We start from the raw sequence: 24,729 nt of genomic DNA, 5'->3' as shown, positions 1-24,729 counted from the left end.
GGCAGAAGTCAAGGATCATATTTTCCCGGATCGGGGCGATCCGGCTAGAGATCCTCCCCCCGGCTAAGTAGAATGACTGCCCCTTGCTTGATCCCTTATGTTCCAGGAGTACTGATGAGCGCTATGCTTTGGCAGCAGTGTCTTAACCGGCTACAAGATGAATTGCCTTCTGCGGAATTCAGTATGTGGATCCGGCCGCTGCAGGCGGAGCTCGCCGACAATACCCTGACCCTGTTCGCCCCCAACCGCTTTGTGCTGGATTGGGTGCGGGACAAGTACCTGATCAGGATCAACGGCCTGCTGGGCGAATTTTGCGGCAACCAGTGCCCCCAGCTGAAGTTCGAGGTGGGCAACAAGCCGGCCCAGGTCAAGCTGATGGCCAACAACAAGCCCCAGGCCAAGGCCCAGGCGGCGCCTTCCTGGATCGAGCAGGCCGAAGACAAGCCCCAGATCAACCACAAGAGCAACATGAACCCCAACTACACCTTCGACAACTTCGTCGAGGGTAAGTCGAACCAGCTGGCCCGGGCCGCCGCCCGCCAGGTGGCGGACAATCCGGGCGGGGCCTACAACCCGCTGTTCCTGTACGGCGGCACCGGCCTGGGCAAGACCCACCTGCTGCATGCGGTGGGCAACGGCATCCGCGCCCGCAAGGCGGACGCCAAGGTGATCTACATGCACTCCGAGCGCTTCGTGCAGGACATGGTCAAGGCGCTGCAGAACAATGCCATCGAGGAGTTCAAGCGCTACTACCGCAGCGTCGATGCCCTGCTGATCGATGACATCCAGTTCTTCGCCAACAAGGAGCGGTCCCAGGAGGAGTTCTTCCATACCTTCAACGCCCTGCTCGAAGGCAACCAGCAGATCATCTTGACCTCGGATCGCTATCCCAAGGAGATCGACGGGGTGGAGGACAGGCTCAAGTCCCGCTTCGGCTGGGGCCTGACGGTGGCGATTGAACCCCCCGAACTGGAAACCCGGGTGGCGATACTGATGCGCAAGGCCGCCGAGAACAATATCCACCTGCCGGACGAGGTGGCTTTCTTCATCGCCAAGCGACTGAGATCCAACGTGCGCGAGCTGGAAGGCGCCCTCAACCGGGTGATCGCCAACGCCAACTTCACCGGCCGTGCCATCAACATCGACTTCGTGCGCGAGGCGCTGCGCGACCTGCTGGCATTGCAGGAAAAGCTGGTGACCATCGACAACATCCAGAAGACGGTGGCCGAGTACTACAAGATCAAGGTGGCGGACCTGCTGTCCAAGCGCCGCTCCCGCTCGGTGGCCCGCCCCCGCCAGCTGGCCATGGCCCTGGCCAAGGAGCTGACCAACCATTCGCTGCCGGAGATCGGCGATGCCTTCGGCGGCCGGGATCACACCACCGTGCTGCACGCCTGCCGAAAAATCGGCCAGCTGCGGGAAGAGAGTCATGATATAAAGGAAGATTATTCCAACCTTATCCGTACCCTGTCTTCCTGAACCGGAGAGCCCCATGCAGTTTACCATCAGCCGTGAAGCGATTTTGCGTCCCCTGCAATTGGTATCCAGTGCCCTGGGGGGGCGTCCCAACCTGCCTATCCTCAACAATATACTGTTGAACGTGAGCGATGACTCCCTGTCGATGACCGGCACCGACACCGAGGTGGAAATGGTGGCCCTGGTGGCCCTGGACGCTCCCGCCACCGGCGGCCGCACCACTGTGCCGGCGCGCAAGATGCTGGACATCTGCCGGGGCCTGCCCGACGGCGCCGAGCTGACCTTCACCCAGGAAGGGGAGCGGCTGCTGCTGCGTTCCGGGCGCAGCCGGTTCAACCTGTCCACCCTGCCGGCGGAAGACTTCCCCAATATCGAGGAATGGAGCTCGGAGCTGGAGTTCGACATCAACCAGCTGGCCTTGAAGAAGCTGATCGAATCCACCCAGTTTTCCATGGCCATCCAGGACGTGCGCTACTACCTCAACGGCATGCTGTTCGAGACCGACGGCCAGTGGCTGCGCACCGTGGCCACCGACGGCCACCGCCTGGCCACCTGCCAGCGTCAGCTGCTGGCGCAGGAGCTGCCGACACAGCAGGTGATAGTACCGCGCAAGGGGGTACTGGAGCTGGTCAAACTGCTGGAGCATGAGGATCAGGAGGTACGCCTGCAGATCGGCAAGAGTAATATCCGGGCGGTGACCCCCGGCTTTATCTTCACCTCCAAGCTGGTGGACGGCCGCTTCCCCGACTACCGCCGGGTGCTGCCGCGGGAATGCGACAAGACCCTGATCTGCGGCCGGGAAGAGCTGAAGCAGGCCTTCTCCCGGGCGGCGATCCTGTCCAACGAAAAATTCCGCGGCGTGCGGCTCAACATGCAGGATCAGATCCTCAAGATCACCGCCAACAACCCCGAGCAGGAAGAGGCGGAAGAGGTGCTGGATGTGGACTACCAGGGCAGTGACCTGGAGATCGGCTTCAACGTTTCCTACGTGCTGGACGTGCTGGGCACCCTCAAGTCGGACAAGGTCAAGATCAGCCTGAAGGATGCCAGCAGCAGCGGCCTTATCGAAGCGGAAGACAACGGGGATGCGCTCTACGTGGTGATGCCGATGCGGCTCTGACATGGCCCTGCTCAATCTCCAGCTCAAGGATTTTCGCAATATCCGCCATGCCCGCCTGGTGCCCGCCGCCGGCATCAACCTGCTGGTTGGACCCAACGGCAGTGGCAAGACCAGCATATTGGAGGCCATCCATTACCTGGGCTTCGGCCGTTCTTTCCGTACCCACCTCACCGGCCGGGTGATCCAGCAGGGCGAGCAGGCCTTTACCCTGTTCGCCCGGCTGCGTCGGGACGAAGACGGCCTGGCGGTGGGACTCAGCAAGACCCGGGGTGGCGACACTCGGCTTAAGGTGGGCGGCCGGGTGGCGGAGCGGCTGGCCGATCTGGCCCATATCCTGCCCATTCAGTTGATCCACCCGGAAGGGTATAATCTGCTGACCGGTGGGCCCAAACTGCGGCGGGCCTACCTGGACTGGGGCTTGTTCTATACCAGCCGGGACTTTTTCGCCGCCTGGGGACGTTTCCGCCGGCTGCTCAAGCAGCGCAATGCCCTGCTGCGGCAGCAGCGCCCCTACCGGGAGCTGAGCTACTGGGACCCCCAGCTGGTGGCGGTGGGCGAGGAGCTGAGCCGTTTCCGGCAGCACTACGCCGATGCCATCTCCCCGGTGATCAAGGAGATAGCGGCAGATTTTCTGCCCGAGTACGACTTTTCCTTCGATTTCTTCCGGGGCTGGGATCGACAGGCCGAGCTGTCCCGGGTGCTGGAGCTGGGCTATGAGCGGGATCTGGGGCTGGGTTATACCCAGTCCGGACCCCACAAGGCCGAAATCCGCATCAAGGCGAGGGGCATGCCGGTACAGGATTTATTGTCGCGCGGCCAGCTGAAGCTGCTGGTGTGCGCCATGCGCCTGGCCCAGGGCCTTCACCTGAAAACGGCCTCGGGCCAGGACTGCATTTTTTTGATAGACGACTTTGCGTCCGAGCTGGACGAGCAAAAGCGCGGCCTGCTGGCCGCCCGGTTGAACGAACTGGGCGCCCAGGTCTTTATTTCTGCCATAGAGGCGGCCCAGCTCGGTCAGATGATCACACGGGACAACAGTAAGCTGTTTCACGTGAAACAGGGTGAAATCACCGAAACCCAGGAGTGCGAGTAAGCCAATGAGTGAACACACTTACGACTCTTCGAGTATTAAGGTATTGAAAGGTCTGGATGCGGTTCGGAAACGTCCGGGCATGTACATCGGCGACACCGATGATGGCACCGGCCTGCACCACATGGTATTCGAGGTGGTGGATAACTCGATCGATGAAGCCCTGGCGGGTCACTGCAAGGACATCGTCGTCACCATCCACGCGGATGGCTCCGTCTCCGTATCCGACGACGGTCGGGGCATTCCGGTCGATATTCACCAGGAAGAAGGGCGCTCTGCGGCGGAGGTGATCCTTACCGTACTGCATGCCGGTGGCAAGTTCGACGACAACTCCTACAAGGTATCCGGCGGTCTGCACGGGGTGGGGGTCTCGGTGGTGAACGCCCTGTCCGAGAAGCTGCAGCTCACCATCTGGCGCAGCGGCAAGGTGCATGAGCAGACCTATCGCCATGGCGAGCCCCAGGCGCCCCTGGCGGAAGTGGGCGAGACCACCAAGTCCGGTACCCTGATCCGTTTCTGGCCCAGCCACGACACCTTTACCGACACCGACTTCCATTACGACATCCTGGCCAAGCGGTTGCGGGAGCTGTCCTTCCTCAACTCGGGCGTGTCCATCCGCCTGCTGGACGAGCGCGACAACAAGGAAGCCCACTTCCAGTACGAGGGCGGCATCCAGGCCTTCGTGGAGTACCTGAACCGCAACAAGACCCCCATCCATCCCAAGGCGTTCCACTTCGCGACCGAGCGGGAAGACGGCATCGCGGTGGAGGTGTCCATGCAGTGGAACGACTCCTACCAGGAGAACATCTTCTGCTTTACCAACAACATTCCCCAGCGGGACGGCGGTACCCACCTGGCCGGCTTCCGGGCGGCGCTGACCCGTACCCTGAACAACTACATGGACAAGGAAGGCTACAGCAAGAAGGCCAAGACTTCCGCCTCCGGCGACGATGCCCGGGAAGGCCTGACCGCGGTGATTTCGGTCAAGGTGCCGGATCCCAAGTTCTCCTCCCAGACCAAGGACAAGCTGGTATCGTCCGAGGTGAAGACGGCGGTGGAGCAGGCGATGGCCGAGCGGCTTAACGAGTTCCTGCTGGAAAACCCAAACGACGCCAAGATAGTGGTCAACAAGATCATCGATGCGGCCCGGGCCCGGGAAGCGGCGCGCAAGGCACGGGAAATGACCCGGCGCAAGGGCGCCCTGGATCTGGCCGGCCTGCCCGGCAAGCTGGCCGACTGCCAGGAAAAGGATCCGGCCCTGTCCGAACTCTACATCGTGGAGGGTGACTCGGCGGGCGGTTCCGCCAAGCAGGGGCGCAACCGCAAGTATCAGGCGATACTGCCGCTGAAGGGCAAGATCCTGAACGTGGAGAAGGCACGTTTCGACAAGATGCTGTCCTCCCAGGAGGTGGCCACCCTGATCACCGCCCTGGGCTGCGGTATCGGCCGGGACGAGTACAACCCGGACAAGATGCGTTATCACCACATCATCATCATGACCGACGCCGACGTGGACGGTGCGCACATCCGCACCCTGCTGCTGACCTTCTTCTACCGGCAGATGCCGGAAATCATCGAGCGCGGCTTCGTCTATATCGCCCAGCCGCCCCTGTACAAGGTGAAGAAGGGCAAGCAGGAGCAGTATCTGAAAGACGAGCCGGCCATGCTGCAGTTCCAGACCAGCCTGGCGCTGGACGGCGCCGCCCTGCACGTCAACGAGTCGGCCCCGGCCATCGCCGGCGATCAGCTGGAGAGATTGGTCACCGACTACCGCAAGGTGCAGGAGCTGATCGTGCGGCTGTCCCGCCGGGCGCCGGAAGTGGTGCTCAACGAGCTGATCTACCAGCCGGAGCTGACCCTGGAAGCATTGACCGACGAGGCCCAGGTGCAGGCTTGGGTGGTCGCCATCAACCAGTCTCTTGAAGACAGCAGCACCAACGGCACCCAGTATGCGTTGGATTGCCGCTACTCCGAGGAGCGTCACTGCTATCTGCCGCTGGTGAAGGTGCGCCAGCACGGCATGGAGCGGGAGTTCCCCATCAGCTACGACTTCTTCGCCTCCGGCGAATACCGCAGCATCGTCGCCCTGGGCAAGGGTATCGCCAACCTGATCGAGGAAGGCGGTTTCGTCAAGCGGGGCGAGAAGACCAAACCGGTGGCCAGCTTCGCCGAGGCCCTGGAATGGCTGATGAGCGAGAGCAAGCGCGGCCTCTATGTGCAGCGTTACAAGGGACTGGGTGAGATGAACCCGGAGCAGCTGTGGGAAACCACCATGGATCCGGAAACCCGTCGCATGCTGCGGGTGACCATCGAAGATGCCGTGGCCGCCGACCAGCTGTTCTCCACCCTGATGGGCGATCACGTGGAGCCGCGCCGCGACTTCATCGAGACCAACGCCCTCAAGGTGGCCAACCTGGATATCTGATCCGGGCCGGCAGGAAAACAGAAGGAAAAGGGAGCCCAAGGCTCCTTTTTTATTGACCATGAATCCCGGTGTTTTGAGACCGAGGGGAAGGAACGCCCATGTTGTTTAGCGAACACAGCCCGGTGCGACCGGTGCAGGCCTATGCCAAGGATTACCGGCACGGTGACCATGAGTCGGAACACCAGCACGCCTGCGCCCAGTTGATCCACGCGCTCAGCGGCATAATGCGGGTGGATACCCGGGCCGGCACCTGGATTATTCCGCCGGGGCGGGGCGTCTGGGTGCCGGCGCATACGCCGCACCGGCTGCGGATGAACGGCCCGGTGCGCTTGCGCACCCTGTTCATTGACTCCCTGGCCCGGGCCGATCTGCCCGCCGACTGCTGCGTGGTGGAGATTGGTGACCTGCTTAGGGCGCTGATTGTGGCCGCCATCGACATTCCCGCCGACTACGCCGACGGCGGCCGGGCCGAACGGGTGATGGAGCTGATCCTGGATGAGCTGCGGGAGCTGCCGGTGCTCGGCCTGAACCTGCCGGGGCTCGCAAGCCCCGAGCTGCAGGCCCTGGCGCGAGAGGTGCACCGTCAGCTGCATCAGCCCTGGTCGCTGGCCCGGGCGTCGGCCTGGCTGGGCGTGAGCGAACGCACCGTATCCCGCCAGTTTCAGCGGGAGACCGGACTGACCTTTGGTGAGTGGCTGCGGCGCAAGCGCCTGCTGGAGGCGCTGGAAGCGCTGGCGGCCGGTCATACGGTGCTGGATGTGGCGCTGGCGGTGGGCTACGACAGCCAGAGCGCCTTCAGTGCCATGTTCCGGCGCCGGCTGGGAGTGTCGCCCACCAGCTACCTGGGCGGCTGATCGGCCAGGGCGGCACCGGCAATGCTCAGTACCGCCTGCAACCCGGCCCGGGCCGCGTCCGTGTCGATGCCGATCCCGTGGCGGCTGTGCTGGTCGTGGCGGCATTCCAGGTAGGCCACTGCCTTGCTGCGGCTGGCCTGGCCCAGGGTGTGCTCGTGGTAGTCGACGATCTCCAGCGGCAGGCCGAAGTGGTGGTTGATGGCATCCATCATGGCCGACAGCAGGCCGTTGCCGCGGCCCTGCAGCGAGACGTGCTCCCCGTCGGCGTCGACCGTCACGCTAAGTTGCAGCCCGGCGTCGCTGCTTTCGCTGGCGTACTCCGCCAGCCTCAGCCGGGCCGGCTCGGTCAGTCCGTATTCCCGCCGGAACAAGGCCCAGATCTCCGCCACCGGCAGCTCCCGTCCGGCCCCGTCGGTTTCCGCCTGTACCCGCTGGCTGAAGTGCTGCTGCAGGCGGCGCGGCAGGTGCAGGCCGTGGTTTTGCTCCAGCAGCCAGGCGGCACCGCTCTTGCCCGATTGACTGTTGACCCGAATCACCGCCTGGTAGTCGCAGCCCACGTCCGCCGGATCCAGCGGCAGATAGGGAATGCGCCAGGGGCCCTCGGGATGGCGGGCCCTATCGGTAAAGCCCTTGCGAATGGCGTCCTGGTGGGAGCCTGAAAAGGCGGTGAACACCAGCTCACCGGCATAGGGATGGCGCGGGTGTACCGGCAGGCCGTTGCATTCCTCCACCAGGGTGACCAGCTCGCGCAGGTTCGAAAAGTCCAGGCCCGGGCTGATGCCCTGGGTGTAGAGGTTGAGCGCCAGGGTCACCAAATCCACGTTGCCGGTGCGCTCGCCGTTGCCGAACAGGCAGCCCTCCACCCGGGTGGCGCCCGCCAGCATGGCCAGCTCGGCGCAGGCCACGCCGGTGCCCCTGTCGTTGTGGGGATGCACGCTGATGGTGACATGCTCGGTGATCGGCAGGTGGCGCACAAACCATTCGATCTGGTCGGCGTAGACGTTGGGGGTGTTGACCTCGACCGTGGCCGGCAGGTTGAGGATCAGCGGCCGGTCGGCGCTCGGCTGCCAGCCCTGGATCACTTCGGCACAGATCGTCAGGGCAAATTCTGGCTCGGTGAAACAGAAGGTCTCCGGTGAGTATTCAAGCGTCCAGGCCGTTTGCGGGTGGGCCTCGCAATGGCGGCGGATCTGCTCTACGCCGCGTACCGCCAGTGCCACCGTTGCGTCCTGGTCCTGGCGAAACACCAGCTCGCGGAACAGGGGCGCGGTGGCGTTGTACAGGTGCACTATGGCCCTTGGCGCATCCCGCAGGGCGGCCAGGGTGCGCTCAATCAGATCCGGCCGCGACTGGGTAATCACCTGAATCCAGACGTCCTCCGGAATTCGCTGCTGCTCTATCAGTTCGCGCACAAAGGCAAAGTCGGTGTGGGAAGCGGCCGGAAAGGCCACTTCGATTTCCTTGAAGCCACATTGGAGCAGCCGCTCGAACAGTCGCATTTTCTGCTCCCGGTTCATGGGATTGACCAGGGCCTGGTTGCCGTCGCGCAGGTCGGTGGAGCACCAGCGCGGCGCCCGGCTCAGAGTGCGGCCTGGCCAGCGGCGCTCATCCAGGGTCAGTATGTCGGCGGCGGGGTATTTGCGGGAAGGGTCTGCCAGCATGAGTGAGTCTCCGTCTGAAGTGAATGGGGCGCTTTTCATGATGCCGTCATGCACCATCCGGCTCGCCCGCACTGGCGACACCCCTTATCGCGAAATGGACAGGGATTGCTGACTAAACTGATCTGAGGTGGACCAGCAGGAGGAAGGGGAAAATGGGTAACAGCAGCCGAAAATACTCCAGCCGGGTGGTGGACGGGCCTACCCGGGCGCCGGCCCGGGCCATGTTGCGGGCCACCGGCTTTACCGATGACGATTTTCACAAGCCCCAGGTGGGCATCGCCTCCACCTGGAGCAACCTCACTCCCTGCAACATGCATATCAACGGCCTGGCGGAGGAAGCGGCGCGGGGCGCCGACGGCGCCGGCGGCAAGAGTGTCATCTTCAATACCATCACCATCTCCGACGGCATTGCCAACGGCACCGAGGGCATGAAGTATTCCCTGGTGTCCCGGGAAATCATTGCCGATTCCATCGAGGCGGTGGCCGGTTGCGAGGGCTTTGACGGCCTGGTGGCCATCGGCGGCTGCGACAAGAACATGCCCGGCTGCCTGATCGGCCTGGCCCGGCTCAACCGGCCGGCGGTGTTCGTTTACGGCGGCACCATAACCCCCGGAGACAACCATACCGACATTATCTCGGTGTTCGAGGCGGTGGGCGCCCACGCCAAGGGCGACATGACGGCCATAGAAGTGAAGCGCATCGAAGAGACCGCCATTCCCGGCCCGGGCTCTTGCGGCGGTATGTACACAGCCAACACCATGGCCTCGGCCATCGAGGTGATGGGCATGAGCCTGCCGGGCAGCTCGGCCCAGAATGCCACTTCGGACACCAAGCTGAGGGACTGTCGGCAGGCGGGCGAGGCGGTGCTGCGACTGCTGAAACACAACATTCGGCCGTCCGACATCATGACCCGGCCCGCCTTTGAAAACGCCATTATCCTGGTGATCGCCCTGGGCGGCTCCACCAATGCCGTGCTGCACCTGCTGGCCATGGCCCATGCCGTGGGCGTGGAGCTGAGCCTGGACGACTTCACCCGCCTCGGCAAACGGGTGCCGGTGCTGGCGGATCTGCGCCCCAGCGGCCATTACATGATGTCGGAGCTGGTGGCTATCGGCGGCATACTGCCGCTGATGAAAACCCTGCTCGACGCCGGCCTGCTGCACGGCGACTGCCTGACGGTCACCGGCAAGACTCTGGCCGATAACCTGGTCGGCGTTAATCCCTATCCACCGGGGCAGAACATCATTCGCCCGCTCGCCAATCCCATCAAACCCGACAGCCATTTGCGCATACTGTATGGCAACCTGGCGCCGGGCGGCGCCGTGGCCAAGATCACCGGCAAGGAAGGACTGAGCTTTACCGGCCCGGCCCGGGTGTTTGACTCGGAAGAGGAAACCCTGGCGCGTATTCTCGACGGCTCCGTGCAAAAAGGCGACGTGGTAGTGATCCGCTACGAAGGGCCAAAAGGGGGCCCCGGCATGCGGGAAATGCTGAGTCCGACCTCGGCCATCATGGGGCGCGGTCTGGGCAAGGGCGTTGCGCTGATCACCGACGGCCGTTTCTCCGGCGGCAGCCACGGCTTTGTGGTGGGGCACATCACACCCGAGGCGCGTCAGGGCGGTCCCCTGGCGATAGTGGAAGACGGCGACGTCATCACCATCGACGCCGAGCACAACCGGCTGGAGATTCAGCTGAGCGACAGCGTGATCGCCGAGCGCCTGGCCCGCTGGCAGCCGCCCGAGCCCCGTTATCACCGGGGCGTGCTGGCCAAGTATGCCCGGGCCGTAGGCCCGGCATCCCAGGGGGCGGTAACCGACGCTCAGGAGGACGGCCACTGAGCGAGCAAAAAATTATCGATTGCGTGCTTGAAAGCGTAAAAAACCATCCCTATATCTTTTAATGAACAAGGCGGGTCGCTCGGTTGAGGGCCCGCACCGCCCGTCCGAATGGAGGGCAAGCCATCATCGCTCATTGGAGGATAGGATTATGTCACGCTTCGATTTTTCACCCCTGTACCGCTCCGCCATCGGTTTCGACCGCCTGGCATCCCTGATGGAAAACGCCGCCAGCGGCACCGGCAACAACGGCTACCCGCCGTACAACATCGAACTGCTCAGCGAGAACCAGTACCGCATCTCCATGGCCGTGGCCGGTTTTGGCCGCAACGAGCTGGAAATCACCAGCCATGAAAACACCCTGATGGTGAAAGGCCACAAGGAGCAGGAGCAGAATCCCAGGAATTATCTCTATCAGGGCATTGCCGAGCGCGGTTTTGAGCGACGCTTCCAGCTGGCCGATCATATCAGGGTGGTGGGTGCCGATCTGGAAAACGGACTGCTGCACATCGATCTGGTGCGCGAAGTGCCGGAAGCCGCCAAGCCGAGGACCATCGCCATCGGCCAGGCCGAGTAAACCAACGCTGCACATCAACCTATTGCTTTAATGGAGGATAGGAACATGAGCCGTTTTGACTTTAGCCCCCTGTATCGCTCCGCCATCGGCTTCGACCGGCTGATGGGCGATCTGGAAAACCTGCTGCAGCACAAGGGGGAAGCATACCCGCCTTACAACATCGAGAAGCAGGACAACGATCACTACCGCATCAGCCTGGCGGTGGCCGGCTTCCGGGAGTCCGAGCTGCACCTTTCCGTGGAGCAGAACATGCTGCTGGTGAAAGGCGGCCGGGAAAAGCCCGCCGGCGACAGCCGCTACCTGTACCAGGGCATCACGGTTCGGGACTTCGAGCTGAAATTCCGCCTGGCCGATCATGTCCAGGTGGTTGGCGCCCGCCTGGACAACGGTCTGCTGGTGATCGATCTGCAGCGGGAGGTGCCGGACGAGCTGAAGCCCCGCCGCATCGACATCGGCGAGGGCCGCACCCTGGAGCACAAGAGCGAATAAACCGTGCCCTAGCATTACAACGCCGGCGTCGGGCCGGCGTTGTTGGTTCTTACGACTGGCCGTAGAGCGCCAGTATTTCCCTCGCCAGTATCGCTATGCCCGCCTTCACGTCCGCTTCCGGCTGGGCGTAGTTGAGGCGGATGCACTCCTTGCTGTGCTGCCACTCGCTGTCCTCGATGCCGGGGAAAAAGTAGTGCCCGGGCACCACCAACAGGCCTTGCTGCTTCAGGCGCTGATAGAGCTCCTGGCAGTGGACGGGCAGATCTTCGAACCACAGCCACAGGAAGAGGGCGCCTTCCGGCTTGTGGATGTGGAACTGGGGCAGGGGAATGGCCTCCTGCAGCCAGGTCACCGCCTGCTGGGCCTTGGCCTGGTAGAAAGGGCGGATGACCCGGTTGCTGAGCTCGATGACATCGCCGTTTTCCATCATCGGCAGGGTCAGGGCCGGACCCATGCTGCCCGGGGCCAGGTTGACGATGCCGCTGATATTGGTGATGGCCTGGATGATGGTGGGGTTGGCCACCACTATGCCGCAGCGGACCCCGGGCAGCCCCAGCTTGGACAGGCTCATACACAGTATGGTGTTGTCGTTCCAGAACGGCCTGGCATCGGTGAAGATAATGTTGGGGAAAGGGGTGCCATAGGCGTTGTCGATCAGCAGCGGTATGCCCTTGTCCCGGGCAATCTGATCCAGGTGGATGATCTCTTCGTCGGTGAGCACGTTACCGGTGGGGTTGGTGGGACGGGACACACAGATCAGGCCGATGTCGTCGCCCACTTCCAGCTGCTCGAAGTCTACGTAGTATTTGAACAGGCCATCGTCCAGCTTGCGGATATCCGGCTTGCAGGCGACGAAGTGGTCTTCGTCCAGGGCGCTGTCGCCGTAGCCGATGTATTCCGGGGCCAGGGGGAATAGCACTTTCTTCTTGCGGCCATCGGCGAACTCGCCGGCCAGCAGGTTGAACAGGTAGAAGAAGGCGGTCTGGCTGCCGTTGGTGAGGGCGATATGCTCGGGGCCCACCGGCCAGCCCAGCTCGCGGGACAGCAGGGAGGCCAGGGCACGGATAAAGGAGTCCTTGCCCTGGGGGCCGTCGTAGTTGGCGACCGCCTTCAGCAGCTCACCGGTCTTCAGCAATTGCTGGGCCTGGCGGTCCAGGTAGGCCAGCACCTCGGGGATGGCGGCCGGGTTGCCGCCGCCCAGCATAATGGTGTTGGGCGCGGTCAGGCCCTGGTTGAGATCATCCATCAATTGGGTGATGCCGGCATGGCGGCTGAACTTCTGACCGAAGGTTGAAAATTCCATGGAGATTGTTACCGGAAGGAATGGGTTGACCAAAAGCCCACGTTAGCCCATCTCGGCGCCGGTGTCGACCTATCAGGGAAACAGCCCCTGTTTCACGTGAAACAGGGGCTGGTATCAGTAGGTGTAGGTCTGGGTCGGTTTGGCGTATTTGGAAGGCTGGGCTTCGTAGCTGACCTTGAGCGCCAGCACGGTACATTTTTCATCGCTCTCGAGGAAGGGGGCCAACTCATTGAGCATGTGTTGCCGATCGTGGGAGTCGTGCCAGCGTTCCCAGCTGCCGATATTCTCCCAGTTGGAGATCACGTAGAAGTGGTTGGGATGGTGGACGTCACGGTAGGCATCGCCCTTGATAAAGCCGGGCCGGTCGGTGATCTGCAGCAACAGGCTGCGCACCGTTTCCTGATAGACCTCTTCCAGTCCTTCCACGACATGACGTTCGATAATGACTTTGATCATAGGCAGTATCCTTGCTGCTGAATGACATCATTGAGTTAGCAGTGCTGACCGTGCTGCATCGGCCTGTTGTTCGAGGCGTACCGGTATTCGAAGCCGCTACTTAATATGTAACACAGATTCTTGCCAATTTTGGTAAGACCAGAGAATTTAAACAAAAAGCCCCGCTGGAAGCGGGGCTGAAGGTGCTGTTACTGCAGCAGGGAGATATCCGCAATCTGCAGGAAGAGGTTGCGCAACTGGTTGAGCAGGGCCAGGCGATTGAGGCGGATGGCCTCGTCGTCGGCCATCACCATCACCTGATCGAAAAAGCTGTCCACTCCTTCGCGCAGGGCGGCCAGCTCGCTCAAGGCGTTGTCGTAGGCGGCGGTGGCGAACAGCGGTGCCAGCCGCGCGGAAAGCTCCGCCAGCTGTCCGGCCAGCACCTTTTCCGCCTCGTCCTGCAGCAGGGCGGGGTTCACCTCGGCGGGGATATCGCCGTCGAACTTGGCCAGGATGTTGCCCACCCGCTTGTTGGCGGCGGCCAGGGCGGCGGCGGCCTCCAGCTGGCGGAATCGGCTCACCGCCCTGACCCGGGCGTCGAAGTCGGCGGGACGGGTCGGCTTGCGGGCCAGTACCGCCTGGATAACGTCCACCTCATGACCCTGATCCTGATACCAGGCACGGAAGCGGCCCAGCATGAAGTCCAGCACCTCGTCGGCCACCTGGGCGTTGCTCAACTTGTCGCCGTAGAGGGCCCGGGCCTGTTCGATCAGCGCCACCAGATCCAGGTCGTAGCCCTTCTCGACGATGATGCGCAGGGCGCCCAGGGCGGCCCGGCGCAGGGCGAAGGGATCCTTGTCGCCCTTGGGGGCCTGGCCTATGCCGAAGATGCCCACCAGGGTGTCCAGCTTGTCGGCCAGGGCCAGGGCGGCGGAAATGTCCTGGCCGGGCAGCTCGTCGCCGGCAAAACGGGGCTGGTACTGCTCCTTCAGGGCCAGGGCCACGGCCTCGTGTTCACCGTCGTGACGGGCGTAGTGCATGCCCATCACGCCCTGGGTATCGGTGAACTCGAACACCATGTTGGTCATGAGATCACACTTGGACAGCAGGCCGGCCCGTTCGGCCAGGGCCTGGTCGGCGCCGATGGCGGCGGCGATGAAGCCGGACAGGGCGCTGATGCGCTCGGACTTCTCCCGCACCGTGCCCAACTGTTGTTGGAACAGCACATGGTCCAGCTGCTCCAGGCGGGAGATCAACGGAGCCTTGCGGTCGGTATTGAAGAAGAACTCGGCGTCGGCCAGGCGCGGGCGCACCACTTTCTCGTTGCCGCTGACGATCTGGGCCGGGTCCTTTGACTCGATGTTGGTGACGAAGATGAACTTCGGCAGCAGGCGGCCGTCGGCGTCGTATACCGGGAAGTACTTCTGGTCGCCTTTCATGGTGTACACCAGGGCTTCCGCCGGCACCGCCAGGAATTTTTCCTCGAAGGAGGCGGTGAGCACTACCGGCCATTCCACCAGGGAAGTGACTTCTTCCAGCAGGTCGTCGTCCAGATCGGCGGTGCCGCCCACGGCGGCGGCGGCCTGCTCGACCCCGGCCCTGATCATCGCCTTGCGGCGTTCGAAGTCGGCCAGCACCTTGCCGCGCTCTTCCAGCTGTTGCAGGTAATGATCGGCGTGCTCCAGCTGGAACTCCTGCTCACCCATAAAGCGGTGGCCGCGCAGGGTGCGGGCGGAGTCGATGCCCAGTATGGTGGCGGGCAGCAGCCGGTCGCCCAGCAGCAGGGTGACGGTGTGCACCGGACGGATGAACTGGGTGGGCTTGTCGCCCCAGCGCATGGCCTTGGGGATCGGCAGCCGGGCCAGGGCCTGCTCGACCATGGCCGGCAGCAGCTCGGCGGCGGTCTTGCCCTTGACATCGGCCAGGTGCACCAGCCACTCGCCCTTGTCGGTCTTCAGCCTACCGGCCTGCTCGATGCCGATGCCGTTGCCGGCGGCCCAGCCCAGGGCTGCCTTGGTCGGATTGCCGGCGGCGTCGAAAGCGGCCTGCACCGCCGGGCCACGTTTCTCGATCTGTTTGTCGGCCTGGCCCTGGGCCAGCCCGGTGATCTGCACCGCCAGCCGGCGGGGAGCTGCGTACCAGCGCACGGCGGCGAAGGGCAGCTCGGCGGCGGTGAGTTCATGCTTGAGGTTGTCGGCGAAGGCTTCGCCCAGGCTGCGCAGCGCCTTCGGCGGCAGCTCTTCGGTACCAATTTCTACCAGGAAATTCTGTTCGGCCATGCCCTTATCCTTCTTTCTTGCACATGGGGAAGCCCAGGGCTTCGCGGGAGGCGTAGTAGGCCTCGGCGACGGCCTTGGTCAGGGTGCGGATGCGCAGTATGTAGCGCTGGCGTTCGGTCACCGAAATCGCCTTGCGGGCATCCAGCAGGTTGAAGGCGTGGCCCGCTTTCAGGATCCGCTCGTAGGCGGGCAGGGGCAGCGGCTTTTCCAGGGCCAGCAACTGCTGGCATTCCTTTTCACACTGCTCGAAGAAGCCGAACAGGAAGTCCACGTCGGCATGTTCGAAGTTGTAGGTGGACTGCTCCACCTCGTTCTGGTGGAAGATGTCGCCGTAGGTGGTCTTGCCGAGGGGGCCGTCGCACCATACCAGATCGTAGACCGAATCCACTCCCTGGATATACATGGCCAGCCGTTCCAGGCCATAGGTGATCTCGCCGGTCACCGGCTTGCACTCCAGGCCGCCCACCTGCTGGAAATAGGTGAACTGGGTCACCTCCATGCCGTTGAGCCAGACCTCCCAACCCAGGCCCCAGGCGCCCAGGGTGGGGTTTTCCCAGTTGTCTTCCACGAAGCGGATATCATGCACCTGCGGGTCCAGGCCCAGTTCCTTCAGCGATCCCAGGTACAGCTCCTGCAGATTGTCCGGTGACGGCTTGATGATCACCTGGAACTGGTAATAGTGCTGCAGCCGGTTGGGGTTTTCGCCGTAGCGGCCGTCGGTGGGACGGCGGGAAGGCTGCACATAGGCGGTGGCGATCGGCTCCGGACCTATGGCCCGCAGGCAGGTCATGGGATGGGAAGTGCCGGCACCCACTTCCATGTCCAGCGGTTGCACTATGGTGCAACCTTGCCGGGCCCAGTAATCCTGCAATGTCAGGATCAGACCCTGAAAGGTATTGATATCGAATTTTTGCATGATGTTCGCGCCTTGATATAGGTGCATTCGCAGTGTGAAACTAGGTCAAAGAGTATACCTGCTGACCCGGTGTGAATATAGGCTGAATTCGAGGAGAGACCATGCTGGTACGTTGCGGTTGGGTCAATGAGGACCCGCGTTATATCCATTACCACGATCATGAATGGGGCGTGCCCGAATACGACGGCCGGGCCCTGTTCGAAAAGCTGTGTCTGGATGGCCAACAGGCCGGCCTGAGCTGGTTCACCATCTTGTGCAAAATCCCCGCCTACCGGGCCGCCTTCGCCGGTTTCGAGCCCGAGCTGGTCGCCCGCTTTGACGAGGATGATGTCGAACGACTGATGCAGGACAGCGGCATAGTGCGCAACCGGCTCAAGATTCGATCGGTCATCAAAAATGCCCGGGCCTACCTGGCGATGGAGGAGCAGGGCCTCGACTTCGGGCGCTGGTTGTGGGATTTCGTGGGCGGTGCGCCCGTGGTGAACCGCTGGTCCAGCCTGGGTGCGGTACCGGCCACCACCCCGGCTTCGGATGCCATGGCGAAGGCGCTGAAGCAGCGGGGCTTCTCCTTCGTGGGCAGCACCATCTGCTATGCCTTCATGCAGGCGACCGGCATGGTGAACGATCACCTGCTGAGCTGCCCCTGCCACCCGGACAACGTCAGCCGCTGACATCTGGCCGCAAGGAGTCTTTGTCGAACGCCTTGGGCGGCGTTATATTGTCGGGTACTTGTGCGCGTTATAAACGGAACCCTGATATGAAAAAAATCTGCTTGGCCGTGGCTGCGGCGATGGCCCTTTCTGCCTGTACTACCAACCCCTATACCGGTGAATCCCAGGCCTCCAAGGCGGCCATTGGCAGTGGCATCGGCGCCCTGGCCGGGGCGGTGATCGGCGGGGCTTCCGCCAGTTCCAGCGACCGCAAGAAAGGCATACTGATCGGCGCCGCCAGCGGCGCGGCCCTGGGGGGCGGCGTGGGCTACTATATGGACGTGCAGGAAGCCAAGCTGCGGGACCAGATGCGCGGCACCGGCGTCAGCGTGACCCGCAACGGCGACGACATCATCCTCAACATGCCGAGCGCCATCACCTTCGCGGTGGACAGCGCCGACCTGTCGCCCAACTTCTACAACACCCTGAGCGGGGTGGCCATGGTGCTGAAAGAGTACGACAAGACCTGGGTACACGTGGTCGGCCATACCGACAACACCGGCTCCGCCAGCCACAACCAGGGCCTGTCCGAGCGTCGTGCCGCTTCCGTGGGCCAGTTCCTGATCAGCCAGGGTGCGGCGGCCAACCGGTTCAATATCCGTGGCGTGGGCTTCAACCAGCCGGTGGCCAGCAATGATACCGAGCAGGGCCGGGCGCAGAACCGTCGGGTGGAGATCACCCTGAGCCCGATGTCCTGAGCCGGGTCGCGGGCGCCTGCCGTGTTCCGGCATGCCTGCGAAAGGCCGGAATAGAGAGATGCCCGCGTCGCGGGCATTTTTTATGGCTGCAGCCAGGCCAGCAGCGACATCCATACCGGCAACACCGCCATGGCCAGCAGGGTCTGGCCGGTGATGATGGCGGCCATCAGGGGCGCGTTGCCGCCCATCTGCCGGGCCAGGATATAGGACGACGTAGCGGTGGGCAGGGCGGTGAAGAGCACCACCACCCCCAGCTCGATCTCGCCCAGCCCGGCCAGCCAGCCGACCAGCAGGGCCAGCATGGGCAGAACGGCGAACTTGATGGCGCAGGACTGCCAGAAGGCCCGGCCGGTGCCGCGTAACGCCTTCGGTTGCAGGGCCACCCCCACCGCGATCAGCCCCAATGGCAGGGCCGCCTGGCCGGCCAGGCTCAGGGTATCCCGGCTCCAGCCCGGCAGGCCGATGCCGGTGACATTGAGGGCGATGCCGACCACGCAGCCCAGCAGCAGGGGGTTTTTGGCCAGGGCCTTGATGGCACTCCAGAGCCCGGACTGACCGCCGCCGTCGGCGCCCACGAACATCAGCACACAGAGGATATTGACCAGCGGCACCATGACGGCGATGGCCACGGCGGCGGCGGTGATGCCGGCATCGCCGTAGAGGGCGGCGGCACCGGCCAGGCCTACATAGGTATTGAAGCGCAGGGCACCCTGGAAGACCGAGGTGAAGGAGGGCATGTCCAGCCCCAGCCTGCTCCTGGCCAGCCACAGCACGGCGGCCAGCACCAGCAACAGGCCGGCGAGCAGGCCGACCATGCCGGTGAAGGCGACCTGGCCGAAATCGGCGGTAGCCAGGGTGCTGATCAGCATGGCCGGAAACAGCAGGAAGTAGATGAAGCGCTCGGCACCGTGCCAGAATTGCTCGTCTGGAAAACGCAGTCGGCGGAGCAGGGTGCCGGTGAGGATCAGCAGGAAGAGGGGGCCAAGGGCATGGCTGACGGCCAGCATGGGGTGTCCTTGTCAGTGTTGTTTGACCCTCTAGCTTATCAGCTTGCGCTGGGCGGCCCTATCCGCCCTTTGGGGGATCAGGTGCCTTTTTGGATCAGGAACTGATAGGGCAGCTGCTCGACCTGGCTGGACAGCAGCACATGGTCCATAAAGCGGCAGAAGCTGGGGATGTCCCGGGTGGTGGAGGGATCATCGGCGGTGACCAGCAGGGTCTCGCCGCTGGTCATGTTGCGCACCTGCTTGCGTACCATCATCACCGGTTCGGGGCAACGCAGACCGGTGGCATCCAGACTGTGCTGGGCATCGGAAAAGGAAAAGTTCATGGTTCTACTACCTGGTCGTTAACCCCGCCTATATTACCCTTGCTGAATAAATGGTCAACCGTGACCGCGATCAAAAAAGGGCAGGGGAAGCCCCTGCCCAAAATCGACCATAGCAGTTGTTATTGTTCCCCTAGACTCGTTCAAACACGGTGGCGATACCCTGGCCCAGGCCGATGCACATGGTGGCCACGCCCAGGGTGGCGTCCTTGCTCTCCATCAGGTTGATCAAGGTGGTGGAGATGCGGGCGCCGGAGCAACCCAGGGGGTGACCCAGGGCGATGGCGCCACCATTGAGGTTGACCTTGTCGTCCATCACCTCCTGCAGCCCCAAATCCTTGAGCACCGGCAGCGACTGGGCGGCGAAGGCTTCGTTCAGCTCGAACAGATCGATGTCCTGCACCGAGAGGCCAGCCCGCTTGAGCGCCTTGTGCACCGCCGGCACCGGGCCGTAGCCCATGATGGAGGGATCGCAGCCGGCCACCGCCATGGCCCGGATGCGGGCGCGGGGCGTCAGCCCCAGGGCGGCGGCCTTGTCGGCGGACATCACCAGCATGGCGGCGGCGCCGTCGGAGAGGGCGGAAGAGGTGCCGGCGGTGACGGTGCCGTTGACCGGATCGAAGGCCGGGCGCAGCTGGGCCAGGGACTCCAGGCTGGTTTCCGGGCGGATCACCTCGTCGGTCTCGAACAAGGTCAGGCTACCGTCGGCGGCATGGCCGTTGGTGGCCAGTATCTCGTTGGCGAAGCGGCCTTCCACCGTGGCCTGGTGGGCCCGCTGGTGGGAGCGCACCGCGAAGGCGTCCTGCTGCTCCCGGCCGATGCCGTGCAGCCGCCCCAGCAGCTCGGCGGTCAGGCCCATCATGCCGGCGGCCTTGGCCACGTTCAATGCCAGGCCGGGATGGAAGTCCACGCCGTGGTTCATGGGCACATGCCCCATGTGCTCTACCCCGCCGATGATGAAGACGTCGCCGTCGCCCACCATGATGGCGCGGGCGGCGTCATGCAGCGCCTGCATCGAGCTGCCGCACAGCCGGTTGACGGTGACGGCGCCCACTTCCTTGGGCAGGCCGGCCAGCAGGGCGGCGTTGCGGGCCACGTTGAAACCCTGCTCCAGGGTCTGCTGCACGCAGCCCCAGTAGATGTCCTCGATATCGGTGGCGGCCAGGGCGGGGTTGCGGGCCAGCAGCCCCTGCATCAGGTGGGCGGACAGATCCTCGGCCCTGACGTTGCGGAATGCGCCGCCTTTGGAGCGCCCCATGGGGGTGCGAATACAATCGACAATGACCACGTCTTTCATGTTGTCGTCTCCTTCCGCCAAATTAGTAAAAGGTCTTGCCGTCGGCGGCCATCTGGCGCAGTCCGGGGCTCACTTGATAGAGGGGGCCCAGGTGGGCGAACTTGTCGGCCAGGGCCACGTAATTGGCCAGGCCCAGGGTGTCCAGATAGCGGAACACGCCGCCCCGGAACGGCGGGAAGCCGAGGCCGTACACCAGCGCCAGATCCGCCTCGGCGGGGGAGCCGATAATGCCTTCTTCCAGACAGAGCACCACTTCGTTGATCATGGGGATCATCATGCGGGCGATGATGTCGTCCTGGGCAAGCTCCGCCTTGCCGGTCACCACTTCCTGCAGCAACTGGTAGCTCTGCGGGTCGGCTTCCTTCTTCGGCTTGCCTTTCTTGTCCTGGCTGTAGGCATAGAAGCCCTTGCCGTTCTTCTGGCCGAAGCGTTGTTGCTCGTACATGACGTCGATGGCGTCCTTGCCGGCCTTGCTCATGCGCGCCGGGAAGCCTTCGGCCATGACGGCGGCGGCATGGTGGCCGGTGTCGATACCGACCACATCGAGCAGGTAGGCGGGGCCCATGGGCCAGCCGAACACCTTCTCCATCACCTTGTCGACCTGCACAAAGTCGGCGCCGTCGGCGACTAGCTTGCCAAAGCCGAAGAAGTAGGGGAACAGCACCCGGTTGACGAAGAAGCCGGGGCAGTCGTTCACCACCACCGGCGATTTGCCCATGGCGGCGGCGTAGGCCACCACCTTGTTGATGGTGTCGTCGCTGGTCTGCTCGCCGCGGATAATCTCCACCAGGGGCATGCGGTGCACCGGGTTGAAGAAGTGCATGCCGCAGAACCGTTCCGGGCGCTTGAGGCTGCTGGCCAGGGTCGAGATGGGAATGGTGGAGGTGTTGGAGGCGATGACGGCGTCCTCACTCACTCTGGTTTCCACCTCGGCCAGCACCTGGCACTTGATCTTGGGGTTTTCGACCACGGCTTCCACCACCATGTCCACGCCCTGCAGGCCGTCGTAGCTCAGGGTGGGGGTGATGCTGGACAGCACCTGGGCCAGCTTGAAGCCATCGATCTTGCCCCGCTCCAGCTGCTTGTTGAGCAGCTTGCCGGCCTCATTCATGCCAAGCGCCAGGGCCTGGTCGTTGATGTCCTTCATCACCACCGGTACGCCTTTCACCGCCGACTGGTAGGCGATGCCGCCGCCCATGATGCCGGCGCCGAGTACGGCGGCCTTGCGGGTGGCCGGGGCCGATTTGGCCGCCTTCTTGGCCTTGCCCTTGATAAACTGATCGTTCAGGAAAATGCCCACCAGGGCGCGGGCCACCGGGGTCTTGGCCAGCTTGACGAAGTTGTCCTGCTCTACCCGGAGCGCGGCGTCGCGGTCCAGGGCGGCGGCGGCCTCTATGGTTTTCACCGCGGTGATCGGCGCCGGGTAGTGGGGGCCGGCCTTGGCGGCCACCATGCCCTTGGCGGTGCTGAAGCTCATCATGGCTTCCAGCTTGTCCAGGGTCAGGGGCGCGCATTTACGGGCGCGCCTGCCCTGCCAGTCCTGCTTGCCGGCGGCAGCGTCCTGCAGCAGGCGAATGGCGGCGGCCTGCAGCCGGTCACTGTCGACCACGGCGTCCAGCACGCCCACGGCCAGGCAGGCCTCGGCCTTGTTCTCCTGCCCCGTGGTGATCCATTCCATGGCGTTGTCCGCACCGATAAGGCGCGGCAGGCGCACGGTGCCGCCGAAGCCGGGCATGATGCCGAGCTTGGTTTCCGGCAGGCCGATGCGGGCGCTGGCGTCACCGATACGGTAGTCGGTGGCCAGGATGCACTCGCAGCCGCCGCCCAGGGCATAGCCCCTGACCACGCTGAGGGTGGGGAAGGGCAGGTCTTCGATGCGGTTGAAAATCCGGTTGGCCTTGGCCAGCCAGTCGCCGAGTTCGGCTTCCGGCAACTCGAACAGTCCCAGAAACTCGGTGATGTCGGCACCGACGATGAAAGCGTCTTTGTTGCTGGTCAGCATCAGACCGCGGATGCTGCCGGCCTGCTCCAGTGCCGTCACCGCCTGCTCCAGCGACAGCAAGGTGGCACGGTCGAGCTTGTTGATGGCACCTGCGCCATCGAATCGCAGTTCAGCAATACCGTCTTGCAACAGTTGTACAGAGAGGGCTTCGCCTTGGTAGATCATCCTCATATCTCCTTGTTCCCTTGTGCTGCTCCGGCTCTCCCGGGCAGGGATGGGTTCACTATGAACAGAAAAAAAGCGGATTTCAACACCTATTTTAAACAATTGTTTTAATTTTATGTGGCTCTTGTTACCGGCACTAACCGGGGTATCGGAATGAGCAAAAGATGACTTCCCCGCCCGATTCGGCAACAATGTTGCGCTCTTTTTTCGCAGGCAGGCCGGCAGGGGCGAATAAACAATAGCAGGCGGGCTGTGCCATGACCGGGATCCGTGCCGTGAATATGTCTCCTTATCCGGTGCCTGCCGGCCCACTGGTGTGGGAGCAGGACATCAAGAAAAGCCGTTTCATCGCCTACCTGGCCCATACGCCGGACCCTTCGGCGGCGAAAGCCTTCATCGAGGCGGTGCGTGCCCGGGAGCCGGCGGCCGGGCACCACTGCTGGGCTTTCGTGGCCGGGGCACCGACGGACTCCCGGGTGCTTGGCTTCAGCGACGACGGCGAACCTTCGGGCACCGCCGGCAAGCCGATACTGGCCCAGTTGCAGGGGGCCGGCATCGGCGAGATCACCGCCGTGGTCAGTCGCTACTTCGGTGGCATCAAACTGGGCACCGGCGGCCTGGTGCGGGCCTACGGCGGCACAGTGGCATCGGCTCTGGCGCAATTGGACACCCGGGAGCGGCGCATCATGGGACAGGTGGCCGTCAGCGCCGACTACGGCGACATGGCGCTGCTGGAATTCCTGCTGGGCGAATTCCAGGGGCACTGGCTGGAAGTCGAGTATGGCGCCGGGGTGGAGGGGATATTGTCGGTCGAGGCGCGTGCCCTGCCCGAATTCTGCCGCCAACTGCGGGATCGCAGCCAGGGCAGGGTCGTCGCCAGACCGAGTGAACAGGCGCCTGGCTAAGTTATCTGTGTATCGGAAGCATCATGCATATACGCACAATTATCCGTATCGTAGGCATACTGGTGGCCCTGTTCAGTGTCACCATGCTGGCGCCGGCCCTGGTCGCCTATATCTACCGTGACGGGGCGGGGCTCGATTTCTTCAGTGCCTTCGTCATCTGTCTGATCCTGGGGCTGGCACTCTGGTTTCCCAACCGAACCCACAACAAGGAATTGCGCGCCAAGGAAGGGTTTCTGATCGTGGTGCTGTTCTGGACGGTGCTGGGTAGCGTGGGGGCCATCCCCTTTATGCTCAGCACCGAACTGGACATGTCGGTGGCGGAGGCCTTTTTCGAGTCCTTTTCAGGCCTGACGACCACAGGGGCCACCGTGATCAGCGGACTGGACGAGCTGCCCAAGGCCATATTGTTCTACCGGCAGATGCTGCAATGGTTGGGGGGCATGGGCATCATAGTGCTGGCGGTGGCCATACTGCCCATCCTCGGCATCGGTGGCATGCAGCTGTTTCGGGCTGAGATCCCGGGGCCGGTCAAGGATAACAAGGTAGCGCCACGCATCGCCGAAACCGCCAAGGCCCTTTGGTATATCTATCTGGTGCTGACCATTGTCTGTGCCCTGTTGTTATGGCTGGCGGGCATGAACCTGTTCGATGCCATCTGCCATTCATTTTCCACCGTGGCCATAGGCGGTTTCTCCACCTATGACGCCAGCATCGGCCACTTCAACAGCCCCACGATCAACCTGATCATAGTGGTGTTCCTGATGATTGCCGGGGTCAACTTCACCCTGCATTTTGCCGCCTTTGCCAACCGGGGATTACGGCTGTCGGTTTATCGCCTGGATCCGGAGGTCAAGGCCTTTATCGGAGTGCAGCTGGTGCTCACCCTGATCTGCATGTCGGTGCTGATGGCTCACCGGGTCTATGCCGATCCCTGGCAGGCGTTGGACCAGTCCCTGTTCCAGGCGGTGTCCATTTCCACCACCGCCGGTTTCAGCACCACCGGCTTTTCCGAATGGCCACTGTTCCTGCCGGTATTGTTGATGTTCGCTTCCTGTATCGGGGGCTGTGCCGGTAGTACCGGTGGTGGTATAAAAGTGGTCCGGATTATGCTTTTGAATTTGCAAGGGATGCGGGAGCTCAAGCGCCTCATTCATCCCCGCGCCGT

General features: G+C 63.2%; 21 protein-coding genes (1 of these 21 running past the window's edge). 12 read left to right on the top strand and 9 right to left on the bottom strand.

Features of this window, described 5'->3' with window-relative positions; genetic code table 11:
* Nucleotides 1-114 precede the first annotated feature (114 nt).
* From dnaA to ACT7DK_RS19705, 5 genes are all read left to right on the top strand, one after another.
* A complete protein-coding gene (gene dnaA / locus ACT7DK_RS19725) occupies nt 115-1,479 on the top strand; it encodes a chromosomal replication initiator protein DnaA (RefSeq protein ID WP_445402172.1) in 1,365 nt (454 codons plus the stop codon).
* Between the two features lie 13 nt (nt 1,480-1,492).
* Nucleotides 1,493-2,596, top strand: coding sequence for a DNA polymerase III subunit beta (gene dnaN, locus ACT7DK_RS19720; RefSeq protein WP_445402170.1), 1,104 nt, complete (start codon nt 1,493-1,495; stop codon nt 2,594-2,596).
* Between the two features lies 1 nt (nt 2,597).
* Entirely contained in the window at nt 2,598-3,689 is a 1,092-nt protein-coding gene (gene recF / locus ACT7DK_RS19715) for a DNA replication/repair protein RecF (RefSeq protein WP_445402168.1), read from the top strand.
* A gap of 4 nt (nt 3,690-3,693) precedes the next feature.
* Nucleotides 3,694-6,111, top strand: coding sequence for a DNA topoisomerase (ATP-hydrolyzing) subunit B (gene gyrB / locus ACT7DK_RS19710; protein WP_445402166.1), 2,418 nt, complete (start codon nt 3,694-3,696; stop codon nt 6,109-6,111).
* 98 nt (nt 6,112-6,209) lie between these two features.
* Nucleotides 6,210-6,965 (top strand): AraC family transcriptional regulator, encoded by a 756-nt coding sequence (locus ACT7DK_RS19705; protein WP_445402164.1) that lies wholly within the window; start codon nt 6,210-6,212, stop codon nt 6,963-6,965.
* On the opposite strand, the gene leuA is transcribed toward ACT7DK_RS19705, so the two are convergent.
* On the bottom strand, nt 6,950-8,626 hold the full coding sequence (leuA, locus tag ACT7DK_RS19700) for a 2-isopropylmalate synthase (protein WP_445402162.1): 1,677 nt from the start codon (nt 8,624-8,626) through the stop codon (nt 6,950-6,952). The two genes, ACT7DK_RS19705 and leuA, sit on opposite strands and share 16 nt — an antisense overlap.
* A gap of 152 nt (nt 8,627-8,778) precedes the next feature.
* On the opposite strand from leuA, the gene ilvD reads away from it, so the two are divergent.
* From ilvD to ACT7DK_RS19685, 3 genes are all read left to right on the top strand, one after another.
* The gene (ilvD, locus tag ACT7DK_RS19695; protein WP_445402160.1) at nt 8,779-10,464 is read left to right on the top strand and encodes a dihydroxy-acid dehydratase; all 1,686 of its coding nucleotides are present in this window, start codon (nt 8,779-8,781) and stop codon (nt 10,462-10,464) included.
* A gap of 148 nt (nt 10,465-10,612) precedes the next feature.
* Complete coding sequence (locus ACT7DK_RS19690; protein WP_094038887.1) at nt 10,613-11,038, top strand: Hsp20 family protein; 426 nt, start codon at nt 10,613-10,615, stop codon at nt 11,036-11,038.
* Between the two features lie 45 nt (nt 11,039-11,083).
* Nucleotides 11,084-11,527: an Hsp20 family protein gene (locus ACT7DK_RS19685; protein ID WP_445402158.1), complete on the top strand. Its 444-nt coding sequence runs from the start codon at nt 11,084-11,086 to the stop codon at nt 11,525-11,527.
* 49 nt (nt 11,528-11,576) lie between these two features.
* Here ACT7DK_RS19685 and ACT7DK_RS19680 read toward each other — a convergent pair whose 3' ends face one another.
* The 4 genes from ACT7DK_RS19680 to glyQ all read right to left on the bottom strand — a co-directional run bounded on the left by ACT7DK_RS19680 (nt 11,577) and on the right by glyQ (nt 16,460).
* The gene (locus ACT7DK_RS19680; protein ID WP_445402156.1) at nt 11,577-12,830 is read right to left on the bottom strand and encodes a valine--pyruvate transaminase; all 1,254 of its coding nucleotides are present in this window, start codon (nt 12,828-12,830) and stop codon (nt 11,577-11,579) included.
* A 114-nt stretch (nt 12,831-12,944) separates the two neighbouring features.
* A complete protein-coding gene (locus ACT7DK_RS19675; RefSeq protein WP_445402154.1) occupies nt 12,945-13,286 on the bottom strand; it encodes an antibiotic biosynthesis monooxygenase in 342 nt (113 codons plus the stop codon).
* A 188-nt stretch (nt 13,287-13,474) separates the two neighbouring features.
* Nucleotides 13,475-15,544: a glycine--tRNA ligase subunit beta gene (glyS, locus tag ACT7DK_RS19670; protein ID WP_445402152.1), complete on the bottom strand. Its 2,070-nt coding sequence runs from the start codon at nt 15,542-15,544 to the stop codon at nt 13,475-13,477.
* A 4-nt stretch (nt 15,545-15,548) separates the two neighbouring features.
* On the bottom strand, nt 15,549-16,460 hold the full coding sequence (gene glyQ, locus ACT7DK_RS19665) for a glycine--tRNA ligase subunit alpha (RefSeq protein WP_445402150.1): 912 nt from the start codon (nt 16,458-16,460) through the stop codon (nt 15,549-15,551).
* A 101-nt stretch (nt 16,461-16,561) separates the two neighbouring features.
* Between glyQ and ACT7DK_RS19660 the strand changes: the two genes are divergently transcribed.
* Nucleotides 16,562-17,131 carry a DNA-3-methyladenine glycosylase I gene (locus tag ACT7DK_RS19660; protein WP_445402148.1) on the top strand — a complete coding sequence of 190 codons (570 nt, stop codon included), beginning with the start codon at nt 16,562-16,564 and terminating at the stop codon, nt 17,129-17,131.
* Between the two features lie 86 nt (nt 17,132-17,217).
* A complete protein-coding gene (locus tag ACT7DK_RS19655; RefSeq protein WP_445402146.1) occupies nt 17,218-17,868 on the top strand; it encodes an OmpA family lipoprotein in 651 nt (216 codons plus the stop codon).
* A gap of 80 nt (nt 17,869-17,948) precedes the next feature.
* Here ACT7DK_RS19655 and ACT7DK_RS19650 read toward each other — a convergent pair whose 3' ends face one another.
* The 4 genes from ACT7DK_RS19650 to fadB form a co-directional block, all read right to left on the bottom strand.
* Complete coding sequence (locus tag ACT7DK_RS19650; protein ID WP_445402144.1) at nt 17,949-18,875, bottom strand: AEC family transporter; 927 nt, start codon at nt 18,873-18,875, stop codon at nt 17,949-17,951.
* 77 nt (nt 18,876-18,952) lie between these two features.
* On the bottom strand, nt 18,953-19,198 hold the full coding sequence (gene tusA, locus ACT7DK_RS19645) for a sulfurtransferase TusA (protein WP_445402142.1): 246 nt from the start codon (nt 19,196-19,198) through the stop codon (nt 18,953-18,955).
* A 130-nt stretch (nt 19,199-19,328) separates the two neighbouring features.
* The gene (gene fadA, locus ACT7DK_RS19640) at nt 19,329-20,492 is read right to left on the bottom strand and encodes an acetyl-CoA C-acyltransferase FadA (RefSeq protein ID WP_445402140.1); all 1,164 of its coding nucleotides are present in this window, start codon (nt 20,490-20,492) and stop codon (nt 19,329-19,331) included.
* A 22-nt stretch (nt 20,493-20,514) separates the two neighbouring features.
* Complete coding sequence (fadB, locus tag ACT7DK_RS19635) at nt 20,515-22,659, bottom strand: fatty acid oxidation complex subunit alpha FadB (protein WP_445402138.1); 2,145 nt, start codon at nt 22,657-22,659, stop codon at nt 20,515-20,517.
* Nucleotides 22,660-22,940: 281 nt separating this feature from the next.
* Here fadB and ACT7DK_RS19630 point away from each other — a divergent pair, with 281 nt between their 5' ends.
* Nucleotides 22,941-23,564, top strand: a complete 624-nt coding sequence (locus tag ACT7DK_RS19630; protein WP_445402417.1) for a YigZ family protein — start codon at nt 22,941-22,943, stop codon at nt 23,562-23,564.
* A gap of 23 nt (nt 23,565-23,587) precedes the next feature.
* Nucleotides 23,588-24,729 carry the 5' portion of a TrkH family potassium uptake protein gene (locus tag ACT7DK_RS19625; RefSeq protein ID WP_445402136.1) on the top strand. The gene runs 316 nt beyond the window's last position, so the window shows 1,142 of its 1,458 coding nt (coding positions 1-1,142); its start codon is at nt 23,588-23,590; its stop codon lies off the right edge, out of view.

It is taken from the genome of Zobellella sp. An-6 (genome assembly GCF_052487945.1).
The sequence above is the reverse complement of the archived record's forward strand: the minus strand, read 5'-3'. Positions and strand labels throughout refer to the sequence as shown.

What these genes read in the sequence shown, in the direction of transcription:
- dnaA (WP_445402172.1), top strand. Translation starts at nt 115, where the DNA reads ATGAGCGCTATGCTTTGGCAGCAGTGTCTTAACCGGCTACAAGATGAA.
- dnaN (WP_445402170.1), top strand. Translation starts at nt 1,493, where the DNA reads ATGCAGTTTACCATCAGCCGTGAAGCGATTTTGCGTCCCCTGCAATTG.
- recF (WP_445402168.1), top strand. Translation starts at nt 2,598, where the DNA reads ATGGCCCTGCTCAATCTCCAGCTCAAGGATTTTCGCAATATCCGCCAT.
- gyrB (WP_445402166.1), top strand. Translation starts at nt 3,694, where the DNA reads ATGAGTGAACACACTTACGACTCTTCGAGTATTAAGGTATTGAAAGGT.
- ACT7DK_RS19705 (WP_445402164.1), top strand. Translation starts at nt 6,210, where the DNA reads ATGTTGTTTAGCGAACACAGCCCGGTGCGACCGGTGCAGGCCTATGCC.
- leuA (WP_445402162.1), bottom strand. Translation starts at nt 8,626, where the DNA reads ATGCTGGCAGACCCTTCCCGCAAATACCCCGCCGCCGACATACTGACC.
- ilvD (WP_445402160.1), top strand. Translation starts at nt 8,779, where the DNA reads ATGGGTAACAGCAGCCGAAAATACTCCAGCCGGGTGGTGGACGGGCCT.
- ACT7DK_RS19690 (WP_094038887.1), top strand. Translation starts at nt 10,613, where the DNA reads ATGTCACGCTTCGATTTTTCACCCCTGTACCGCTCCGCCATCGGTTTC.
- ACT7DK_RS19685 (WP_445402158.1), top strand. Translation starts at nt 11,084, where the DNA reads ATGAGCCGTTTTGACTTTAGCCCCCTGTATCGCTCCGCCATCGGCTTC.
- ACT7DK_RS19680 (WP_445402156.1), bottom strand. Translation starts at nt 12,830, where the DNA reads ATGGAATTTTCAACCTTCGGTCAGAAGTTCAGCCGCCATGCCGGCATC.
- ACT7DK_RS19675 (WP_445402154.1), bottom strand. Translation starts at nt 13,286, where the DNA reads ATGATCAAAGTCATTATCGAACGTCATGTCGTGGAAGGACTGGAAGAG.
- glyS (WP_445402152.1), bottom strand. Translation starts at nt 15,544, where the DNA reads ATGGCCGAACAGAATTTCCTGGTAGAAATTGGTACCGAAGAGCTGCCG.
- glyQ (WP_445402150.1), bottom strand. Translation starts at nt 16,460, where the DNA reads ATGCAAAAATTCGATATCAATACCTTTCAGGGTCTGATCCTGACATTG.
- ACT7DK_RS19660 (WP_445402148.1), top strand. Translation starts at nt 16,562, where the DNA reads ATGCTGGTACGTTGCGGTTGGGTCAATGAGGACCCGCGTTATATCCAT.
- ACT7DK_RS19655 (WP_445402146.1), top strand. Translation starts at nt 17,218, where the DNA reads ATGAAAAAAATCTGCTTGGCCGTGGCTGCGGCGATGGCCCTTTCTGCC.
- ACT7DK_RS19650 (WP_445402144.1), bottom strand. Translation starts at nt 18,875, where the DNA reads ATGCTGGCCGTCAGCCATGCCCTTGGCCCCCTCTTCCTGCTGATCCTC.
- tusA (WP_445402142.1), bottom strand. Translation starts at nt 19,198, where the DNA reads ATGAACTTTTCCTTTTCCGATGCCCAGCACAGTCTGGATGCCACCGGT.
- fadA (WP_445402140.1), bottom strand. Translation starts at nt 20,492, where the DNA reads ATGAAAGACGTGGTCATTGTCGATTGTATTCGCACCCCCATGGGGCGC.
- fadB (WP_445402138.1), bottom strand. Translation starts at nt 22,659, where the DNA reads ATGATCTACCAAGGCGAAGCCCTCTCTGTACAACTGTTGCAAGACGGT.
- ACT7DK_RS19630 (WP_445402417.1), top strand. Translation starts at nt 22,941, where the DNA reads ATGTCTCCTTATCCGGTGCCTGCCGGCCCACTGGTGTGGGAGCAGGAC.